At 69.0% G+C, this 20,346-nt stretch carries 18 protein-coding genes; 12 read left to right on the top strand and 6 right to left on the bottom strand.

The annotated features are described in order from the left end of the window. From ACFO0B_RS14225 to ACFO0B_RS14185, 9 genes are all read left to right on the top strand, one after another. Window positions 1–1,233, top strand: coding sequence for an MCE family protein (locus ACFO0B_RS14225; RefSeq protein ID WP_378612907.1), 1,233 nt, complete (start codon window positions 1–3; stop codon window positions 1,231–1,233). Continuing rightward, window positions 1,230–2,474: an MCE family protein gene (locus ACFO0B_RS14220; protein WP_378612906.1), complete on the top strand. Its 1,245-nt coding sequence runs from the start codon at window positions 1,230–1,232 to the stop codon at window positions 2,472–2,474. Before ACFO0B_RS14225 ends, ACFO0B_RS14220 begins: the two co-directional genes overlap by 4 nt. Continuing rightward, entirely contained in the window at window positions 2,471–3,712 is a 1,242-nt protein-coding gene (locus ACFO0B_RS14215) for an MCE family protein (RefSeq protein ID WP_378612905.1), read from the top strand. The genes ACFO0B_RS14220 and ACFO0B_RS14215 overlap by 4 nt, the downstream gene beginning before the upstream one ends. A 31-nt stretch (window positions 3,713–3,743) precedes the next feature. Beyond that, window positions 3,744–4,424 (top strand): hypothetical protein, encoded by a 681-nt coding sequence (locus ACFO0B_RS14210; RefSeq protein WP_378612904.1) that lies wholly within the window; start codon window positions 3,744–3,746, stop codon window positions 4,422–4,424. A 10-nt stretch (window positions 4,425–4,434) separates the two neighbouring features. Then, the gene (locus tag ACFO0B_RS14205) at window positions 4,435–5,337 is read left to right on the top strand and encodes a hypothetical protein (RefSeq protein WP_378612903.1); all 903 of its coding nucleotides are present in this window, start codon (window positions 4,435–4,437) and stop codon (window positions 5,335–5,337) included. 430 nt (window positions 5,338–5,767) lie between these two features. Then, a complete protein-coding gene (gene rpoB / locus ACFO0B_RS14200) occupies window positions 5,768–9,277 on the top strand; it encodes a DNA-directed RNA polymerase subunit beta (protein ID WP_378612902.1) in 3,510 nt (1,169 codons plus the stop codon). A gap of 98 nt (window positions 9,278–9,375) precedes the next feature. Then, window positions 9,376–13,329, top strand: coding sequence for a DNA-directed RNA polymerase subunit beta' (locus tag ACFO0B_RS14195; RefSeq protein WP_378612901.1), 3,954 nt, complete (start codon window positions 9,376–9,378; stop codon window positions 13,327–13,329). A 101-nt stretch (window positions 13,330–13,430) separates the two neighbouring features. Further along, complete coding sequence (locus ACFO0B_RS14190) at window positions 13,431–14,603, top strand: AAA family ATPase (protein WP_378612900.1); 1,173 nt, start codon at window positions 13,431–13,433, stop codon at window positions 14,601–14,603. Beyond that, window positions 14,600–15,172 carry a hypothetical protein gene (locus tag ACFO0B_RS14185; RefSeq protein WP_378612899.1) on the top strand — a complete coding sequence of 191 codons (573 nt, stop codon included), beginning with the start codon at window positions 14,600–14,602 and terminating at the stop codon, window positions 15,170–15,172. Before ACFO0B_RS14190 ends, ACFO0B_RS14185 begins: the two co-directional genes overlap by 4 nt. Window positions 15,173–15,179: 7 nt before the next feature. Here ACFO0B_RS14185 and ACFO0B_RS14180 read toward each other — a convergent pair whose 3' ends face one another. Further along, window positions 15,180–15,647: a MarR family winged helix-turn-helix transcriptional regulator gene (locus ACFO0B_RS14180; RefSeq protein WP_378612898.1), complete on the bottom strand. Its 468-nt coding sequence runs from the start codon at window positions 15,645–15,647 to the stop codon at window positions 15,180–15,182. 58 nt (window positions 15,648–15,705) lie between these two features. On the opposite strand from ACFO0B_RS14180, the gene ACFO0B_RS14175 reads away from it, so the two are divergent. Beyond that, window positions 15,706–16,041 carry an ArsR/SmtB family transcription factor gene (locus tag ACFO0B_RS14175; protein WP_378612897.1) on the top strand — a complete coding sequence of 112 codons (336 nt, stop codon included), beginning with the start codon at window positions 15,706–15,708 and terminating at the stop codon, window positions 16,039–16,041. After that, window positions 16,038–16,514 carry an SRPBCC family protein gene (locus tag ACFO0B_RS14170; RefSeq protein WP_378612896.1) on the top strand — a complete coding sequence of 159 codons (477 nt, stop codon included), beginning with the start codon at window positions 16,038–16,040 and terminating at the stop codon, window positions 16,512–16,514. The genes ACFO0B_RS14175 and ACFO0B_RS14170 overlap by 4 nt, the downstream gene beginning before the upstream one ends. Window positions 16,515–16,521: 7 nt before the next feature. Here ACFO0B_RS14170 and ACFO0B_RS14165 read toward each other — a convergent pair whose 3' ends face one another. From ACFO0B_RS14165 to ACFO0B_RS14150, 4 genes are all read right to left on the bottom strand, one after another. Then, window positions 16,522–17,511: a pirin family protein gene (locus ACFO0B_RS14165; RefSeq protein WP_378612895.1), complete on the bottom strand. Its 990-nt coding sequence runs from the start codon at window positions 17,509–17,511 to the stop codon at window positions 16,522–16,524. Next, entirely contained in the window at window positions 17,508–17,813 is a 306-nt protein-coding gene (locus ACFO0B_RS14160) for a GNAT family N-acetyltransferase (protein WP_378612894.1), read from the bottom strand. The genes ACFO0B_RS14165 and ACFO0B_RS14160 overlap by 4 nt, the downstream gene beginning before the upstream one ends. A gap of 71 nt (window positions 17,814–17,884) precedes the next feature. After that, complete coding sequence (locus tag ACFO0B_RS14155) at window positions 17,885–18,898, bottom strand: aldo/keto reductase (protein ID WP_378612893.1); 1,014 nt, start codon at window positions 18,896–18,898, stop codon at window positions 17,885–17,887. Then, window positions 18,895–19,302, bottom strand: a complete 408-nt coding sequence (locus ACFO0B_RS14150) for a MerR family transcriptional regulator (RefSeq protein ID WP_378612892.1) — start codon at window positions 19,300–19,302, stop codon at window positions 18,895–18,897. Before ACFO0B_RS14150 ends, ACFO0B_RS14155 begins: the two co-directional genes overlap by 4 nt. A 116-nt stretch (window positions 19,303–19,418) precedes the next feature. On the opposite strand from ACFO0B_RS14150, the gene ACFO0B_RS14145 reads away from it, so the two are divergent. Further along, window positions 19,419–19,613, top strand: a complete 195-nt coding sequence (locus ACFO0B_RS14145; protein ID WP_233020652.1) for a hypothetical protein — start codon at window positions 19,419–19,421, stop codon at window positions 19,611–19,613. A 3-nt stretch (window positions 19,614–19,616) separates the two neighbouring features. On the opposite strand, the gene ACFO0B_RS14140 is transcribed toward ACFO0B_RS14145, so the two are convergent. Next, complete coding sequence (locus tag ACFO0B_RS14140) at window positions 19,617–20,108, bottom strand: SixA phosphatase family protein (protein ID WP_378612891.1); 492 nt, start codon at window positions 20,106–20,108, stop codon at window positions 19,617–19,619. Window positions 20,109–20,346: the final 238 nt, after the last annotated feature.

Raw genomic sequence — 20,346 nt, 5'->3', positions numbered from 1 at the left:
GTGTCCGAACCCCTTGGCCGGCCCGGGTCGGCGCGGAAGGCATCGAAGTCGGTCATCGCACTGGTCGTGGTCGCCGCGCTGATCGCGGCCGGCGTGCTCTGGTGGGTCCTCGACCGCGTCGGCCGGACCGAGATCACCGCGTACTTCGATCGCTCGGTCGGCATCTACGAGGGCTCCGAGGTGCGCATCCTCGGCGTCGCGGTGGGCGAGGTGGACTCGGTCGAGCCGCAGGGCGACCAGGTCAAGGTCGTCATGCACGTGGACAGCGGGTACGACGTGCCCGCCGACGCCAAGGCCGCGCAGATCACTCCGTCGGTGGTGGCCGACCGCTACATCCAGCTCACCCCGGTCTACCGCGGCGGGCCCAAGATGGACGGCGACGGCACCATCCCGCGCGAGCGCACGGTCACCCCGGTCGAGGTCGACGAGCTGTACTCCAGCATCACCGACCTCTCCGAGGCACTCGGGCCGGACGGCGCGAACGCCGACGGCGCGGTGAACGACCTGGTGCGCACCGGCGCCGCCAACCTGGCGGGCAACGGCGAGGCGCTGGCGAACAGCCTGACCCAGCTCTCGCACGCCGCGCGCTACCTCTCCGACTCCCGCGGCGACATCTTCGACACCGTGAAGAACCTGCAGCAGTTCGTCTCCATGCTGAACCGCAACGACCAGCAGGTGCGCGAGTTCAACGGCCAGCTGGCCGACCTCACCACCTTCCTGGCGGGCGAGAAGCAGAACCTCGGCGAGGCGCTGCGGCTGCTCTCCGTCGCGCTCGGCGACGTCGCCAGGTTCGTCGACGCCAACCGCGGCCTGATCCAGGACAACGCGGCCGAGCTCACCACGCTCACCCAGACCCTCGCCGACCAGCGCGACCAGCTGGCCGCCGCGGTCGAGGTGCTGCCGGTGGCGCTGAGCAACCTGATCAACATCCACAACGGCGAGTCCGGGACCCTGGACATGCGGGCCAACATCCCCGAGCTGCAGGACCCCTTCGGTGCCGCCTGCAACCTGCTCGACCTCTCCAAGCTCATGCCGGGCGACCCGAAGTTCGAGGCACTCGGCAGGCAGCTGCGGCCCGTGCTCGACAACTGTGCCGCCATCACCGGCCAGATCACCGCGGGCGTGCAGACCCCGACGCTGATCCTGCCGTTCGGCATCCTCAGCAACGAGAACCAGCAGCAGGCCCCCGTCCCCGGCACCGTGCCGCCCAATGAGCAGGAGGGCGAGCGATGAGCCCGCGTACCCGCCTTCGCGGAGTGGCCGCCGCCGCGGCCGCCGGACTGACCGCGCTGCTGGTGAGTTCCTGCGCCGCGGACGGCATCTACAGCGTCCCGCTGCCCGGCGGCGCCGACGTCGGGGACAGCCCGTACCACATCGACATCCGCTTCGACGACGTGCTCGACCTGGTGCCGCAGTCCGCGGTCAAGGTGGACGGCGTCCCGGTCGGCCGGGTCGAGGAGATCAGCCTGGCCGAGGACGGCTGGACCGCCAATGTCCGGACCCTGGTGAACGCGGGCGTCGACCTGCCCGCCAACGCGCGCGCCGAGGTCAGGCAGTCCAGCCTGCTCGGCGAGAAGTTCATCGAGCTGAGCAAGCCGCAGGAGCCCGACCCGGCCAAGCTGGGGGACAACTCGGTCATCCCGGTCACCAACACCAGGCACGCCACCGAGGTCGAGCAGGTGCTCGGCGCGATGTCGCTGCTGCTCAACGGCGGCGGCGTGGCCCAGCTGCAGCCGGTGATCACCGAGCTGAACAAGACCCTCGACGGCCGCGAGGACACCGTGCGCTCGCTGCTGGAGCAGGCGAACACCCTGATCGCCGGGCTGGACGAGCAGGTCGACGACATCACGCGGGCACTGGACGGCCTGGACACCCTCAGTTCCCGGGTGGCCGCGCAGAACGACCAGCTGGCCGGCATCCTGGACGAGCTGCCGGAGGGCGTCCGGATCCTGGAGGAGCAGCGGCCGCAGCTGATCGGGCTGCTGCAGCAGCTGGACCGGCTCGGCCAGGCCGGCTTCGACGTGGTCGACACCTCGAAGGACGACCTGATCCGCGACCTGAACTCGCTGCGGCCGACGCTGCAGGAGCTGGCAAAGGCGGCGCCGGACCTGATCACCGCGCTGCCGCTGATCCCGACCTACCCGTTCCCCGACGAGGCCATGAAGAGCACCTTCGGCGGCTCGGCGAACACCTGGCTCTCGGTGGACCTGCAGATCGGCACCACGCTGAGCAACCTCGGCGTCGGCAAGCCCGCGCCGACCTACATCCCGCCGCGCGGCCCCGCCATCACCGTCGACCCGAGCAACCCGTACTACAACGGCAACGGGCCGCGGCCGGGCTGGCCGACGGTCTCGCTGATCCCGCTGCCGCCCACCCTCGCCGCGGTGCCGCTGCCTGGCGCGGCCGCCGCACCCGGCGCCCCGAACCCGCTCGGCTCGTTCCTCGAACAACTCGGAGTTGGAGTTCCGCGATGACCCGTCTGGTCCGTTACCAGCTGATCGCCTTCGTGGTGATCGCGGTGGTCGGCGTCGTCTACGTCGGCGCCACCTACATCCGGCTCGACCAGATGTTCGGCTTCGGCAAGTACGAGGTGAAGGTCACCTCCGAGCAGACCGGCGGCGCCTACCCCGGCTCCGAGGTGACCTACCGCGGCGTCCCGGTCGGCCGGGTCGGCGCGATCGACCTCGCCGACGCCGGCGTCACCATGCGGCTCGACATCGACAGCTCCGCGCCCGATATCCCGGCCTCGGCCAAGGCCGTCGTCTCGAACCGCTCGGCGATCGGCGAGCAGTACGTCGACCTGCAGCCGGAGAGCGCGGGCGGGCCCTTCCTGAAGGAGGGCTCGGTGATCGCCGGGGCGACCACCCCGGTCTCCGTCGAGCAGCTGGTGAGCAGCGTGGACGAGTTCACCCGCACGGTGGACCTGCAGGCGCTGAACACCACCGTCACCGAACTCGGCAAGGCCTTCGACGGCAAGGGCGACGACCTCAAGATCCTCATCGACTCGCTGAACAAGTTCACCACCACCTTCCACGAGACCATGCCGCAGACACTGCAGCTGATCCAGGAGAGCAAGACCGTGCTCGGCACCCAGGCCGAGCAGTCGGACAGCATCCTCGCCTTCAGTGACGGCCTGGAGCAGCTCACCGCGCAGCTGCGCTCCAGCGACCCGGACGTGCGCAGGCTGATCGGCACCGGCACCGACGCGGGGGAGCAGCTCGGCGCGCTGATCCAGGAGAGCGGCCCCGACCTGACGACCGACCTGACCAACCTGCGGCTGCTGCTGCGGACGCTCTCGCCGAAGAACTACGTGCTGCAGCCGATCCTGGCCATGCTGCCCGGGCTCTCGATCGGCGGCTCGGCCACCGCGCCCGGCGACGGGACCACGCACTTCGGCCTGGTGCTCGAGACCAACAACCCGCCTGCCTGTACCGTCGGGTACGAGGGCACGCAGCGCATCCTCGAGCAGATGAAGGCACAGAACCCGGACTTCGACGACACCCGCGACGATTTCCCGTTCAATACCGACGCCAAGTGCACCGTGCCGTTCGGCAATCCGACCAATGTGCGTGGCGGCGCGCGCTCCGCGTATGCCGACCCGAACGTCCCGCAGCCGTGGGACGCCAATCCGAAGGTCGATCCGGCCAGGCTGGATCTGAGCCCGGTCGCCATTCAGATGGCCACCCTTCTGGGGGTCACCCCGAAGCGGTGACCACATCCGACGAGGTAGAGGTGTTGTCGCTGTGAGTCCCGACCCTGCCGAGCAGCCGAAGGTCTCGACCGAGAAGGTCGCCGCCGAGCCGGTGCGGGCCGAGTCCGCAGGTGCCGGTTCCCGGCTGCGTACCGCCGTCGGCACGGTCGCGGCCGTGCTGCTGATGGTGTCGCTCGGCGCGGCGCTGTGGTTCGGGGTCGGCTGGGCGCGGGCCGCGTTCTTCACCGACGGCCCGCGCGCCGAGGCGCGGGACTCCGCGCTGGACGGCGCGCGGCAGGCCGCGCTCAACATGACCACCATGAACATCGACGACGTGCCCGGCTCACTGGCCACCGCGCGCTCCTCGATGACCGGCGCGATTCTCGATTCGGCCACCAAGAACCAGCAGCAGGCGGAGCAGCTGGCCGCCCAGGCCGGGGTCCGGATGGAGGCCAAGGTGCTGGGGGCCGCGCTCACCACGCTGAACAGCGAGGAGGACAAGGCGACGGCTTTGGTCGTGCTGCAGGTCTCCGAGCAGCGCAAGGACAGCACCGCGGCGCAGTTCCGCTACACCTGGACCCTGGACATGACCCAGGTGGACGACGTGTGGAAGGTGGAGCAGGTGGCCGCGCTCGGCCAGCCCGTCCTGCTCGACGGTGGCGGTGCCCCCGCCGCCCCCGGCGCCCCCGCCGAGACCCCCGCCCCCGCCCCTGCCCCGCAGCCGGGTTCGTAGGAGAACGCGCATGAGCACCCCGAAGCGCCCGGTCAACCGGGTCACCTCCAAGCGCCGCCCGGCCGCCGATTCGCCCGCGAAGCCCGCCGCGGACACCTCCGCCGTCGGCGAGTCCACGGGGACCCTGTCCGCCGCGAGCGAGGATGCGCCTAAGCCCGCTCCGAGCGAGGCTGCCGCGACAAGCAAGGCTGCCGCGACAAGCAAGGCTGCGGCGACAAGCAAGGCTGCGGCGACAAGCAAGGCTGCGGCGACAAGCAAGGCTGCGGCGGTGAGCAAGGCCGCCGCGACGGGCAAGGTTGGTCTGGGTAAGGACGAGACGGCAGATCAGGCCGCGTCGGCGGGTGCGGACGCCGCAGGCGGCGAACCCGCTGGCGCGGCGCCCGCGGGCGAGCGGAAGTCCACCGCGGCGTCGAGCACCACAGTGCTCCGCGGCTGGGGCGTACCGATCGCCTGCCTACTCGCTGCCGCCGTCCTGGCCGGTTTCGCCGCCATCGCGGCACTGCGTCCCGGCGTCCCGGACAACGACAGAGCTTTCGTCGACTCCGGCGCGACCGAGGAGGTCCGCGCAGCCGCCGACAACGCGCTGAAGACCATCTACGGCTACGACGTCACCGCCATCGACGGCTACCCGGACGCCGTTCGCCAGGTGGTGACCGGCGACATGCTGAAGGACCTGGACCAGTTCGCCCCGACCACCATCGAGGCGATCGAACAGTCGCAGACCAGCGCCACCGCCGCCGCCGACCCGATCGGCGTGACCCTGCTCACCGACGACCGCGCCGAGTTGCTGGTGAACCTCGTGGTGAGCGCGACCAAGGACGGCGCCGCCCAGCAGAGCGTCGCGGGCCCCGTTGTGCTGCGCATGACCAAGGTGGACGGCCGCTGGCTCGCCGCCGAGATCGTGGACAGGTAACCGGCGCCGGAACCCGGGGAAGACAGCCGATCTCGGCATCCGGACCCGTGATCCTGCCACTTGACGAGGCCGGAAACAGCCGTCACCCTAGTGATTGAGCAGCGGCAGCTGACCACCCCCCACCGGGTGTCACGGCATACGCGCAGCCAGCGCGGCCGGCCCGGAAGGTATGCGGTCGAACCCCGGCGCCATCGGCGCGCCGGGTGGGACGACGATCACAGGGGTGGTACTTTGACTTCTCCGTATTCGTGGGTGTAATTTTGGAGGTTGCGCTGGCTGCCTCCTGTCCATACCTCGATTCGCACACGTGGGTTCCACCTTTCCGGTGTTGCTCCCGTTGGTGCCTGTTCGAGTCGCGTTCGGGGCGCTACCAGCGGAATTCGTAGCAGACAATAGCGACGGTCGCGGACCACCACGCGGCCCGCGTTAGGTGCTGGAAGGACGCATCTTGGCAGTCTCCACCCAGACAAGCGCCGGTTCGAATCAGGCTTTGGCGGGGTCCATTCCCGGTGCCCCGAGGCGGGTGTCATTCGCGAAGATCCGAGAGCCCCTGGAGGTGCCCGGTCTTCTCGATCTACAGACGGATTCGTTCGCCTGGCTGGTCGGTACCCCGGAATGGCGGGAACGAGCCGCCGCTCGCGGCGACGGGGGCCTGACCGGTGGACTCGAGGAGGTGCTCGAGGAGCTCTCCCCGATCGAGGACTTCTCCGGGTCCATGTCGCTCTCCTTCTCCGATCCTCGCTTCGAAGAGGTCAAGGCCTCGATCGACGAGTGCAAAGACAAGGACATGACCTACGCGGCGCCGCTCTTCGTGACCGCGGAGTTCATCAACAACAACACCGGTGAGATCAAGAGCCAGACGGTCTTCATGGGTGATTTCCCGATGATGACCGACAAGGGCACCTTCGTCATCAACGGCACCGAGCGTGTCGTGGTGTCCCAGCTGGTCCGCTCGCCCGGCGTGTACTTCGACCACTCCGTGGACAAGGGCACCGAGAAGGATCTGCACAGCGTGCGCGTGATCCCGAGCCGCGGGGCGTGGCTCGAGTTCGACGTGGACAAGCGCGACACCGTCGGCGTGCGCATCGACCGCAAGCGCCGCCAGCCGGTCACCGTGCTGCTCAAGGCGCTCGGCTGGAGCACCGAGGAGATCACCGAGCGCTTCGGTTTCTCCGAGATCATGATGTCGACCCTGGAGAAGGACAACACCGCCGGTCAGGACGAGGCGCTGCTGGACATCTACCGCAAGCTGCGCCCGGGCGAGCCGCCGACCAAGGAGTCGGCGCAGACCCTGCTGGAGAACCTGTTCTTCAAGGAGAAGCGCTACGACCTCGCGCGGGTCGGTCGCTACAAGATCAACAAGAAGCTCGGCATCCACGTCGGCGAGCCGATCACCGCGTCGGTGCTGACCAAGGAAGACATCGTCACCACCATCGAGTACCTGGTGCGGCTGCACTCGGGTGATCGGGTGATGACGGCGCCGGGCGGCGCCGAGGTCCCGGTCGGGGTCGACGACATCGACCACTTCGGCAACCGTCGCCTGCGCACCGTCGGCGAGCTGATCCAGAACCAGATCCGGGTCGGCCTCTCCCGCATGGAGCGCGTGGTCCGCGAGCGGATGACCACCCAGGACGTCGAGGCGATCACGCCGCAGACCCTGATCAACATCCGCCCGGTCGTCGCCGCGATCAAGGAGTTCTTCGGAACCTCCCAGCTGTCGCAGTTCATGGACCAGAACAACCCGCTCTCCGGGCTGACCCACAAGCGCCGCCTCTCGGCGCTCGGCCCCGGCGGTCTGTCCCGTGAGCGCGCCGGCCTCGAGGTGCGCGACGTGCACCCCTCGCACTACGGCCGGATGTGCCCGATCGAGACCCCGGAAGGCCCGAACATCGGCCTGATCGGCTCGCTCTCGGTCTACGCGCGGGTGAACCCGTTCGGCTTCATCGAGACCCCGTACCGCCGGGTCGTCGACGGGCGGGTCACCGACGAGGTCAAGTACCTGACGGCCGACGAGGAGGACCGCGAGGTCCGCGGCCAGGCGAACTCGCCGATCGACGCCGACGGCAACTTCCTGGAGAACCGCGTGCTCGCCCGGCGCGGCAACGAGGAGATGGAGTACGTCGCCCCCACCGACGTGACCTACCTAGACGTCTCGCCGCGTCAGATGGTCTCGGTCGCGACCGCGATGATCCCGTTCCTCGAGCACGACGACGCCAACCGCGCGCTGATGGGCGCGAACATGCAGCGCCAGGCCGTGCCGCTGATCCGCTCCGAGGCCCCGCTGGTCGGCACCGGAATGGAGCTGCGCGCCGCGGTCGACGCCGGTGACGTCGTTGTCAACGAGAAGCCGGGCGTCGTCGAAGAGGTCTCCGCGGATTACGTCACCGTGATGGCCGACGACGGCACCCGCAAGAGCTACCGGATGCGCAAGTTCAACCGGTCGAACCAGGGCACCTGCTCGAACCAGCGCCCGATCGTGGACGAGGGCCAGCGGGTCGAGTACGGGCAGGTCCTCGCGGACGGCCCGTGCACCGAGAACGGCGAGATGGCGCTGGGCAAGAACCTGCTCGTCGCGATCATGCCGTGGGAGGGCCACAACTACGAGGACGCGATCATCCTGTCGCAGCGCCTCGTGGAGCAGGACGTCCTGACCTCGATCCACATCGAGGAGCACGAGATCGACGCCCGCGACACCAAGCTCGGCGCCGAGGAGATCACCAGGGACATCCCGAACGTCTCCGACGAGGTCCTCGCGGACCTGGACGAGCGCGGCATCGTGCGGATCGGTGCCGAGGTGCGCGACGGCGACATCCTGGTCGGCAAGGTCACGCCGAAGGGCGAGACCGAGCTGACCCCGGAGGAGCGGCTGCTCCGCGCGATCTTCGGCGAGAAGGCGCGCGAGGTGCGCGACACCTCGCTCAAGGTGCCGCACGGCGAGTCCGGCAAGGTCATCGGCATCCGGGTCTTCTCCCGCGAGGACGACGACGACCTGCCCCCCGGCGTGAACGAGCTGGTCCGGGTGTACGTGGCGCAGAAGCGCAAGATCCAGGACGGCGACAAGCTGGCCGGCCGGCACGGCAACAAGGGCGTCATCGGCAAGATCCTGGCGACCGAGGACATGCCGTTCATGCCGGACGGCACCCCGGTGGACATCATCCTGAACACGCACGGTGTGCCGCGTCGTATGAACATCGGGCAGATCCTGGAGACCCACCTCGGCTGGGTCGGCAAGGCGGGCTGGAAGGTCGAGGGCAACCCCGACTGGGCCAAGGCGCTGCCGGAGGAGATGTGGGAGGCGCCCGGCGACTCCAACATCGCCACCCCGGTGTTCGACGGCGCCCGCGAAGAGGAGCTGACCGGTCTGCTCGCCTCGACGCTGCCGAACCGCGACGGCGACCGCATGGTCGACGACAACGGCAAGTCGATGCTCTTCGACGGCCGCTCCGGCGAGCCGTTCCCGTACCCGGTGGCCGTCGGCTACATGTACATCCTCAAGCTGCACCACCTGGTGGACGACAAGATCCACGCCCGCTCCACCGGGCCGTACTCGATGATCACCCAGCAGCCGCTCGGCGGTAAGGCCCAGTTCGGTGGCCAGCGCTTCGGTGAGATGGAGTGCTGGGCCATGCAGGCCTACGGTGCGGCGTACACGCTGCAGGAGCTGCTCACCATCAAGTCCGACGACGTGGTCGGCCGCGTGAAGGTCTACGAGGCCATCGTCAAGGGCGAGAACATCCCGGAGCCGGGCATTCCGGAGTCCTTCAAGGTGTTGCTCAAGGAGCTCCAGTCGCTCTGCCTGAACGTCGAGGTGCTCTCCTCCGACGGCGCGGCGATCGAGCTGCGCGAGGGCGAGGACGAGGATCTGGAGCGCGCCGCGGCGAACCTGGGCATCAACCTGTCCAGGAACGAAGCGGCCACGGTCGACGATCTGGCGAACTAGGCGGTCCGGCCGGGTGCTGACGTCGGCACCCGGCCCCGCGTTCCATCACTAGTGAACTCTTTGCTCCATTTCGACCCGAACAGGGGAAAGGAAGTTACGTGCTAGACGTCAACTTCTTCGATGAACTCCGGATCGGTCTCGCTTCCGCCGACGACATTCGCCAGTGGTCGTACGGCGAGGTGAAGAAGCCGGAGACCATCAACTACCGCACGCTCAAGCCGGAGAAGGATGGCTTGTTCTGCGAGAAGATCTTCGGTCCCACCCGGGACTGGGAGTGCTACTGCGGCAAGTACAAGCGCGTCCGCTTCAAGGGCATCATCTGTGAGCGCTGTGGCGTCGAGGTCACCCGCGCCAAGGTGCGCCGCGAGCGGATGGGCCACATCGAGCTGGCCGCACCGGTCACCCACATCTGGTACTTCAAGGGCGTTCCTTCGCGCCTCGGCTACCTGCTCGACCTGGCGCCGAAGGATCTCGAGAAGATCATCTACTTCGCCGCCTACGTCATCGTCGGGGTCGACGAGGAGCTCAGGCACAACGAGCTCTCCACGCTCGAAGCCGAGATGGAGGTCGAGAAGAAGACCGTCGCGGATCAGCGCGACGCCGATCTCGAGGCCCGCGCGCAGAAGCTGGAAGCCGACCTGGCCGAGCTGGAGGCCGAGGGCGCCAAGTCCGACGTCCGGCGCAAGGTCAAGGACGGCGGCGAGCGCGAGATGCGCCAGCTCCGCGACCGGGCCCAGCGCGAGCTGGACCGGCTGGACGAGATCTGGACCACCTTCACCAAGCTCTCGGTCAAGCAGCTCATCGTCGACGAGCTGCTCTACCGCGAGCTCACCGACCGCTACGGCGAGTACTTCACCGGCGCGATGGGCGCGGAGTCCATCCAGAAGCTGATGGAGAAGTTCGACATTCCGGCCGAGGCCGAGAACCTGCGGGAGACCATCCGCAGCGGCAAGGGCCAGAAGAAGCTGCGCGCGCTCAAGCGGCTCAAGGTCGTCGCGGCGTTCCAGATGAACGGCAACTCGCCGATGGGCATGGTGCTCAACGCGGTGCCGGTGATCCCGCCGGAGCTGCGCCCGATGGTCCAGCTGGACGGTGGCCGCTTCGCCACTTCCGACCTGAACGACCTGTACCGCCGCGTCATCAACCGCAACAACCGCCTCAAGCGGCTGATCGATCTCGGCGCGCCCGAGATCATCGTCAACAACGAGAAGCGGATGCTGCAGGAGTCGGTCGACGCGCTGTTCGACAACGGCCGTCGCGGCAGGCCGGTCACCGGCCCGGGCAACCGCCCGCTCAAGTCGCTCTCCGACCTGCTCAAGGGCAAGCAGGGCCGGTTCCGCCAGAACCTGCTCGGCAAGCGCGTCGACTACTCGGGCCGTTCGGTCATCGTGGTCGGCCCGCAGCTCAAGCTGCACCAGTGCGGCCTGCCCAAGCTGATGGCGCTGGAGCTGTTCAAGCCGTTCGTGATGAAGCGGCTGGTCGACCTGAACCACGCGCAGAACATCAAGTCCGCGAAGCGGATGGTGGAGCGGCAGCGGCCGCAGGTGTGGGACGTCCTCGAAGAGGTCATCGCCGAGCACCCGGTGCTGCTGAACCGCGCGCCGACGCTGCACCGCCTCGGCATCCAGGCCTTCGAGCCGCAGCTGGTGGAGGGCAAGGCCATCCAGCTGCACCCGCTGGTCTGTGAGGCGTTCAACGCCGACTTCGACGGTGACCAGATGGCCGTGCACCTCCCGCTCTCCGCGGAGGCGCAGGCCGAGGCGCGCATCCTGATGCTCTCCTCGAACAACATCCTGTCGCCCGCCTCGGGCCGCCCGCTCGCCATGCCGCGTCTGGACATGGTGACCGGCCTGTTCTACCTGACCCGCCTGGAAGAGGATGCCAAGGGCCAGTACCGCCCGGCCTCCGCCGACGGGCCGGAGTACGGCGTGTACTCCTCGCCCGCCGAGGCGCAGATGGCGGTGGACCGCGGTGAGCTGACCGTGCGTTCGCTGATCAAGGTGCGGCTCACCGACCAGCGGCCGCCGCGCGAGATCGAGGCCGAGCGGTTCCCGGACGGCTGGAACCGCGGCGACGCGTGGACGCTGGAGACCACGCTGGGCCGGGTCATCTTCAACGACCTGCTCCCGGCGGACTACGCGTTCATCAACGAGCAGATGCCGAAGAAGCGGCAGGCGACGATCATCAACGATCTCGCCGAGCGCTACCCGATGATCGTGGTCGCGCAGACCGTCGACAAGCTCAAGGACACCGGGTTCTACTGGGCCACCCGCTCCGGGGTCACCGTCTCCATGTCGGACGTGCTCGTTCCGCCGGAGAAGGCGGAGATCATGGAGCGCTACGAGGCGCAGTCCGACCAGATCGAGAAGAAGTACCAGCGCGGTGCGCTCGATCACCAGGAGCGCAACAACGCCCTGGTGAAGATCTGGCAGGAGGCGACCGAGGAGGTCGGTAGGGCGCTGCGCGCGCACTACCCGGCCGACAACCCGATCATCACGATCGTCGACTCGGGCGCCACCGGTAACTTCACCCAGACCAGGACCCTGGCCGGCATGAAGGGCCTGGTGACCAACCCGAAGGGTGAGTTCATCCCGCGCCCGATCAAGTCCTCGTTCCGCGAGGGGTTGACCGTGCTGGAGTACTTCATCAACACGCACGGCGCCCGCAAGGGTCTGGCCGACACCGCGCTGCGCACCGCCGACTCGGGCTACCTGACGCGTCGTCTGGTCGATGTCTCGCAGGACGTCATCGTGCGCGAGCACGACTGCGGCACCGAGCGCGGCATCGTGGTGCCGATCGCGGAGAAGCAGCCGGACGGCTCGCTGATCCGGGACGCGCACGTCGAGACCTCGACCTACGCCCGGACGCTCGCGTCCGACGCGCTGGACGCGCAGGGCACCGTCGTCGTGGCCAAGGGCGCCGATCTCGGCGACCCGGCCCTGGAGGCGCTGCTCGACGCCGGTATCACCGAGGTGAAGGTCCGCTCCGTGCTGACCTGCACCACCGGCACCGGCGTCTGCGCCACCTGCTACGGCCGCTCGATGGCGACCGGCAAGCTGGTCGACATCGGCGAGGCCGTCGGCATCGTGGCCGCGCAGTCCATCGGTGAGCCGGGCACCCAGCTCACCATGCGCACCTTCCACCAGGGTGGCGTCGCCGGCGACGACATCACCGGTGGTCTGCCCCGCGTGCAGGAGCTGTTCGAGGCGCGCGTGCCCAAGGGCAAGGCGCCGATCGCGGAGACCTCCGGCCGGGTCCGGCTGGAGGACGACGACCGCTTCTACAAGATCACGATCATCCCGGACGACGGGAGCGAAGAGGTCGTGTACGACAAGCTGTCGAAGCGGCAGCGGCTGCGCGTCTTCAAGCACGACGACGGCAGCGAGCGGCTGCTCTCCGACGGTGACCACGTCGACGTCGGCCAGCAGCTGCTGGAAGGCGCGGCGGATCCGCACGAGGTGCTGCGGATCATGGGCCCCCGTCAGGTCCAGGTGCACCTGGTGCACGAGGTCCAGGAGGTCTACCGCTCGCAGGGTGTGTCCATCCACGACAAGCACATCGAGGTCATCGTGCGGCAGATGCTGCGGCGCGTCACGATCATCGATTCGGGCGCGACCGAGTTCCTGCCCGGCTCGCTCACCGAGCGCGCCGAGTTCGAGGCGGCCAACCGCCGCGTCGTCGCCGAGGGCGCCGAGCCCGCGGCCGGCCGTCCGGTGTTGATGGGTATCACCAAGGCGTCGCTCGCCACCGACTCGTGGCTCTCCGCGGCCTCCTTCCAGGAGACCACCCGGGTGCTCACGGACGCGGCCATCAACTGCCGCTCCGACAAGCTCATCGGGCTCAAGGAGAACGTGATCATCGGCAAGCTGATCCCGGCCGGAACCGGCATCAACCGGTACCGGAACATCCAGGTGCAGCCGACCGAGGAGGCGCGTGCCGCGGCGTACGCGGTGCCGTCCTACGACGACACCTACTACAGCCCGGACGGGTTCGGGCAGAGCACCGGTGCCGCGGTTCCGCTGGACGACTACGGGTTCAGCGACTACCGGTAGTCCTCTGTAGCAAAGCGTTCGGCCCCCCTTCCTTCCGGATCGGGGGCCGAACTGCTCTACGATGACTGCACGCCGGCTGCACTCGGGACGCGGGAGACAGGATGCGTATCACCCACGTGAGCGCCAGCAATTGGCGCAACTTCAAGAACCTCGATTTCGCGATCCGCGATCGGCTGTTCATCGTCGGTGCGAACGCCGCGGGGAAGTCGAACCTGCTCGATCTGTTCCGCTTCATCGGCGATATAGCGGGCCCCGGCGGTGGGCTCGCCTCCGCCCTGGACCGGCGGGCCGGGCTCGGGAAGGTACGCAGCCTGTTCGCCCGGAACAATCAGAAGGGGCGGCTGATCATCGACGTCCGGCTGTCGGACGGTGAGGAGATCTGGCGCTACCGATTGGTCGTCAAGGGGGAGGCGAAAGGTAAGAATCGCCCGGTCGTCGACGAGGAGTTGGTCGAGCGCAATGGCAAGGTTCTCCTGAATCGGCCGGATGCCGAAGACGAGAACGATCCGGAGCGGCTGACCCAGACCCACCTGGAGCAGATCTCCGCGAATCAAAGCTTCCGCCCGATCGCGGAGTACTTCACCAAGGTCAGATACTTTCACCTCGTTCCGCAGGTCATCCGCGATCCGGCACGGGCGGTGCGGATCGATGATCCGTTCGGCGGCGATTTCATTGCCCAGATGAACGGAGTTCCGAAGAAGACCCGCGATGCCTGGTTGAACCGGATGCAGAAGGCGCTCCAGGATGCGGTGCCGGAGTTCGAGTCGTTGAAGATCGAGGTCGACCCCACCGGGCGCCCGCATCTGGTTGCCGGTTATCGGCACTGGCGGAGCACCCCCGCACGCCATACCGAAGCGGATTTCTCCGACGGCACGCTCCGGTTGATCGGTCTCCTGTGGACCCTGGTCAGTGCACCGGCCAATGGCGGCATTCTGCTGCTCGAGGAGCCGGAACTCTCGCTCAATGCCGCGATCGTGCGGAAGTTGCCCGCCGTACTGGCGATGACGCAGCGCGATCGCGCACTGCAAGTGGTGCTGTCGACGCACGCGCCGGAACTGCTCGATGACGAGGGTGTACTGCCGGACGAGATCCTGGTACTCGAGGTGACCACCGACGGCACGGTGGCGACTCTTCTGTCCGATATCGAGGCGACCGCTTCCGAAGTGGAAGCGGGGCTACCAACGTCGGATATCGTGCACGAACTGATCGCTCCCGCCGGGGAACTGGGTGGCCTGCTCGATGTGGCGACATTGCGCCGAGGATCGCGCAGTTGATCAATGTGGTCGTCGAAGGCGAATCGGATCGGGGAGTGGCCGTCGCCATCGTTCGCGCTGCCGGGCACGAACTCGGGAAGATTGTCGTGAAGAACGGCAAGACGAAGCTCGACCCGCTGATCCCGAACTACAACCGTGCCGCTGCGACATCGCCCTGGGTGGTCCTTCGCGATTCCGACACCCGGTGCCCGGTCGAGCTGCACGCGAAGTTGACGGCGGCGATCGACTCCGTGTCACCGTCGTTCCTGCTCCGAGTCGTGCATCCCATGTCCGAGGGGTGGTTGCTCGCCGACTCGGAAGGTTTCGCCGAGCACTTCGGTATTCGCGTGGCCACCGTCCCCCGTGATCCCGAGTCGCTTTCCCATCCGAAGGCAACCATGCTGCAGCTCTGCGCCAAGTCCCGGTACCGCTCCGTGAGGAGCGACATGGTGACGAGCGACGGTCGGACCGGCCCGCTGTACGTCGTGCGAGTCAACGAATTCGCGCGCGACCACTGGGATGTCGGCAAGGCGGCGACGAACAGTGACAGCCTGCGCCGAGCGGTCGACCGGATTCGGCGGCTGGCGTAGCCGGTGTTCAGCGCTCCGTCTCGGCGCCGAGCCGGTGCAGGTAGCCGGCGAAGCGGTCGCGGTCCTCGTCGGACCAGTCGGCGGTGAGCTCGGTGAAGATCCGCCGCTGCCACTGCTGGGCGCCGGTGAGCAGGCGGGTGCCGCGGGGGGTGAGGCGGAGGGCGGTGCGGCGGCGGTCGATGGCGGATTCGATGCGCGAGACGTAGCCGTCGGTGCCCGCGTCGCGGACCATGCGGCCCGCGGCGGAGTGGTCGAGGCCGAGCAGGTGGGCGACGGTGCCGACGGTGGCCTCCGCGCCGTTCTCGGTGGCGGCGGCGACCGCCTCGACGATCTGGATGTGCTGGGTGTGCCTGAGCTCGTCGGGGAGCTGCGGGCCGGTGCCGTCGAGCCAGCGGCGGGACCAGAAACGGATCAGCCGGAAGAGGGCCGGACCGCCGTCGGCGGAACTCTCGTGATCGGCGACGGCACTGCTCATGTTCTCCAGGGTAATGCGCCCTTGACCGTGCCGCGGGCGGTGCGCAATACTGAACTAGATGGTTCAGTATGACTTCTTGGATGCCTCCTTCGGCGCGCTGGCCGACCCGACCAGGCGCGGAATCCTGGAGCGGTTGCGCGCGGGGCCCGCCACGGTCACCGAGCTGGCCGAGCGCTTCGACATGACGCTGACCGGCGTGCAGAAGCACATCCGGCTGCTGGCGGAGGCGGGCATGGTGACCACCGAGAAGCGGGGCAGGGTGCGCTGGTGCCTGCTCGGAACGGCTGTCTTCGACCGTGAGGTGGCGTGGTTGCAGCGCTACCGCGAGGTGGTCGAGGAGCGCATGGACCGTCTGGACGCGTTTCTGGAACGAACGAAGGAGCAGGAACCATGACAACGACCACCAACGACACCCTGGTCGCCGCCGACACCGATCGCGGCATCGATATCGAGCGCGTCTTCGACGCCCCGATCGACAGGGTCTGGGCCGCGCACAGCCGGATCGAGCAGCTGGTGCAGTGGTGGGGGCGCGGCAATCCGCTCGACGTGGAGCGCTGGGAGTTCCGCCGCGGCGGGCACTGGCGCTTCGTCGAGCACGCCGAGGGGGAGGCGCACGGATTCGAGGGGCGGTTCCGGGAGATCGAGCCGGGGCAGCGGATCGTCTGGTCTTTCGAGTGGGACGGGATGCCCGCGCACGTCTGCATCGACGAGATCACCTTCACCGACCTCGGTGACGGTCGCACGAAGGTGCGCACGCACAGCCAGTTCCACACGCCGGACGAGCGCGACGGCATGCTGCAGTCCGGCATGGAGGGTGGGCTCAACGACGGGTATCGCGCGCTGGACGCACTGCTCGCCAGGGGGTGAGCCGGGCTCAGCCGTGCGCGGTGCCGACCCGTCGCTTGCGCGGTGTCAGGTGCAGGTCGGGAAGCGGGGGCGCCGGAATGCGCTGGTCGGCGGGGTGCCCTGGCACCGGTCCGAAGCGGCTCACCTCGCGCGCCTCCCACTGCGAGCGGGCCAGCTCGATCTCCTCGTGGCTGCGGCCGACGAAGTTCCACCACATCACGAGCTCCTCGGCGAACGGCTCGCCGCCGATGAGCGCGAACCGAGCCCCCGCCGTACTGCTCAGCTCCACCTCGCTCCGGCCGGTACCGAGGTAGAGCAGCGGCCCGGGAGCCAGCTCGACTCCGGCGACGGTGAGATCGCCCTCGACCCCGAGCACCGCATGCTCGAAGGCGGGGTCCAGCGGCAGCCGGACCTCGGCGCCCGGCTCGACCCGCAGGTAGGCGCCGACGATCGGGGTGTACGCCCTGGCAGGCGAGGTGACCCCGGCCAGCGTGCCGATCAGCACGGTGGCGAGCACACCGGGCGCGGTGTACTCCGGCAGCTCCCGGTGCTGCTCGAAGTGCGGGTCGACGCCCGCGCTCGCGCCGGGCAGCGCGATCCACAGCTGCAGGCCGTTGCCCGCGGGCGCGCCCGGCACCGCGTACTCCGAGTGCGCGATGCCGCGCCCCGAGGTCATCAGGTTCAGCTGGCCCGGCTCGATCCGGACGTCGGAGCCGACCGAATCCCGGTGCCGGATCGCGCCCTGCAGCGGCCAGGTGACGGTCTGCAGCCCGATGTGCGGGTGCGGCTCGATATCCGGCGGGGCGCCGGTGGTGGTCACCGTCGGCGAGCCGAAGCGGTCGAGGAAGCACCACGCCCCGACCGTCGGCAGGTCGCGCTGCGGCAGCACCCGCTCCACGAAGACGCCGCGGACCCCGCCGAGCGGCACCTCGCGCGCGGGGTACAGCTCGGCCAGCGGACCCGGCCCCGCCGCCGGGGTGCAGACCTCGGCGGCGGGGTTCGGGTCCAGGTCGCTCATCGCGTGACGCCCTTGCCGATCACATGGGCGTCGTACTGCTCGTTCTTGTCGAGGAATGCCTTGATGAACGGGCAGATCGGGCGGATCGTCCGGTTCCTGGCGATGGTGTCCTCCACGGCGAACTGGGCCAGCGCCTTGCCGAGGCCCTTGCCGCCGAACTTGTCGTCGATCTCGGTGTGCGTGAAGACGGTCTCGTCCCCGCGCTCCTCGTACTTCGCGAAACCGGCCTGCTCACCCTCGTATCGGATCGTGTAGCGCTGCTTGTCGTCCTCGCGCACGACCTCGACGGACTCCTGCGACATTGCCGTTCCTCCTTCTCGCGCCGACATCCACATCATGCCGGGCGGTCCGTTCTACCGCTGTGGCCGCCCGGTCACTCCCGCCCGGCCGAGGTGAACGACATGTCCGCGTAGCGCGGCCCCGCGACCTGCGCCGCCACCGGCTCCAGCGTCGCCAGTTCGGCGTCGCTGAGCGGCAGCACCGCGGCCGCGGCGTTCTCGGCCAGCCGGGTGCGGCTGCGGGTGCCGGGGATCGGGACCACCGGCAGGCCGTGCACACCGGCACGGGAGTGCACCCAGGCCAACGCCACCTGGGCCGGGGTGATTCCGCGCTGCTCGGCGAGCTCCCGGATCGGGGCGAGCAGCGCGGCGTTGTGCGCCGCGTTCTCGCCCGAGAAGCGCGGCATGGCCCGGCGGAAGTCCGCGGCGTCCGGCAGCGTGCCCGCGTCGGCGAAGGAGCTGGTCAGGAAGCCGCGGCCGAGCGGCGAGTAGGGCACGAAGGCGACGCCGAGCTCGGCCGCGGCCGGCACGGCGGTGCGCTCCACATCGCGGGAGAAGAGCGACCACTCCGACTGCACCGCGGCGATCGGGTGCACCGCGTGCGCGGCCCGCAGCTCGTCGCCGGTGACCTCGGAGAGCCCGATCGCGCGCACGGTGCCCGCCGCGACCAGCTCGGCCATGGCGCCGACCGACTCCTCGATCGGGACCGCGGGGTCGCGCCGGTGCATGTAGTAGAGGTCGATGGTGTCGACGCCGAGCCTGCGCAGGCTGGCCCGCACGGCGGAGCGGATGTAGCCGGGGGAGTTGTCGATGCCGCGGAACGCCGGGTCGGCGGGGTCGCGGCGGATGCCGAACTTGGTGGCGAGCACCAGCCGGTCCCGGTTGGCCCGGACGAAATCGGCGAGGAACTCCTCGTTGTGCCCGGAGCCGTAGATGTCGGCGGTGTCGAAGAGCGTGATGCCGAGTTCGAGCGCACGGTCGAGGGTGGCCCGTGATTCGGTGAGGTCCGAGGTGCCGTAGAACTCGCTCATCCCCATGCAGCCCAGCCCCTGCACGCCGACCTCGAGCCCGCCGAGTTCGACGGTGGGCACGGTTCCGGTGATGGTCATCCTGTCGTCCCTTCACAGTGCGTTCCGACCGTGCCCGCGTAGAGCTCGATCTTGTAGTCCAGAACGGCGACGGTCTGGCTGAGCTCCTCGATCCGGGCGAGCGCGTCGGCGCGGGTGCGCCGGAAGATGGCGAGCCGCTCCGGGATCGTCGACTCTCCCGCGCGTACCAGCTCGGCGTAGCGCACCATGTCCGCCACCGACATGCCGGTGGTGCGCAGCCTGCCGATCAGCTGCAGCCAATCCAGATCCCGCTCGGTGAACCGGCGCTTGCCGGTGTGGTCGCGGCCGACCGAGCTGAGCAGCCCGATCCGCTCGTACCAGCGCAGGGTGTCCCGGCTCAGCCCGGACCGCTCCGCGGCCTCGCCGATGGAGTACCGCGGCCGTTCGATCGTCGCTTCGGTCATCGCTGCCGCCCTTTCCGAGGAACATCTCCGACGCTAGCCACCTGGAGCGCACTCCAAGCAAGGACGATTCTCGCCGGGTTTCGGCGCGGACGCGCAACCCGACCTACCCTGGAGCCATGCCTGGTAAGGACATCGACCGGGTCAGGGCGCGTTCCGCCCTCGCCACGGTCAAGGAGAGCCCGGTGATCACCGCCATCGCGGTGGCGCCGTTCATCGCCGCGCTCGGCGCGGTCTGGTGGCTGTTCGGCGGCTTCGCCGCGTTCGTGCTGCTCGCCGTCTTCGGCGTGGTCGCCGTGGTGAAGCTGCGCTGACGCTCAGCGCGGCACGTGGAAGTGCGTGAGCTCGCCGCTGCCCGGCCCGATCTCGGACCAGGGCAGCTCGAACTCCAGCACCGCCAGTGCCGAGGTCGGGAACTTGCGCGCCAGCGCGACGGCGGTGTCGCTCGTCCGGTCGGCGGCCAGTTCCCACGCGGTCTCCGGCATGCCGGGAAAGTGGCCGACCAGCAGCAGCGTCCGCACCGGGTCCGCGGTCAGCCGGACGAGCTCGATCAGCTCGGCCTCGTCCGCGTCGTAGATGCCGGATTCGTAGTGCGCGGGCGCGGTGATGCCGGTGGCCGCCAGGGTGGCGCGGGTGCGAAGGGCGGTGGAGCAGCGCACCTCGTCGACCGGCGGGAGGGTGGCGCGAATCCAGTCGCCCGCCAGCCCGGCCTCCCGTTCGCCACGCGCCGCGAGCGGGCGCTCGTGGTCGGCCACACCGTCCGGGTAGGCCGACTTCCCGTGCCGCAGGAGGATGAGGGTGCGCACCATGGGAACACCGTAGACGCTCTCCGGTGCGAGGCCCGGATCGCACTCGAGGCACACTGAAAGCGGCATCACAGTGCCGGGGGCCGCGAATGATCGTGTCCGCCTTCACGGTGGCGCCACTCCACACGCACACCCCGAGGATCAGCACACATGGCCTATGTAATCACGCAGCGTTGCTGTAACGACGCGAGTTGTGTCTCCGAGTGCCCGGTCGATTGCATTCGTCCGACTCCGGATCAGC

Origin of the sequence: Nocardia jiangsuensis (assembly GCF_042650385.1) — a bacterium.
In the GTDB taxonomy this organism is placed as follows: domain Bacteria; phylum Actinomycetota; class Actinomycetes; order Mycobacteriales; family Mycobacteriaceae; genus Nocardia; species Nocardia jiangsuensis.
Note: the sequence above shows the minus strand (reverse complement) of the source record. Positions and strands in the feature narration are given on the sequence as shown.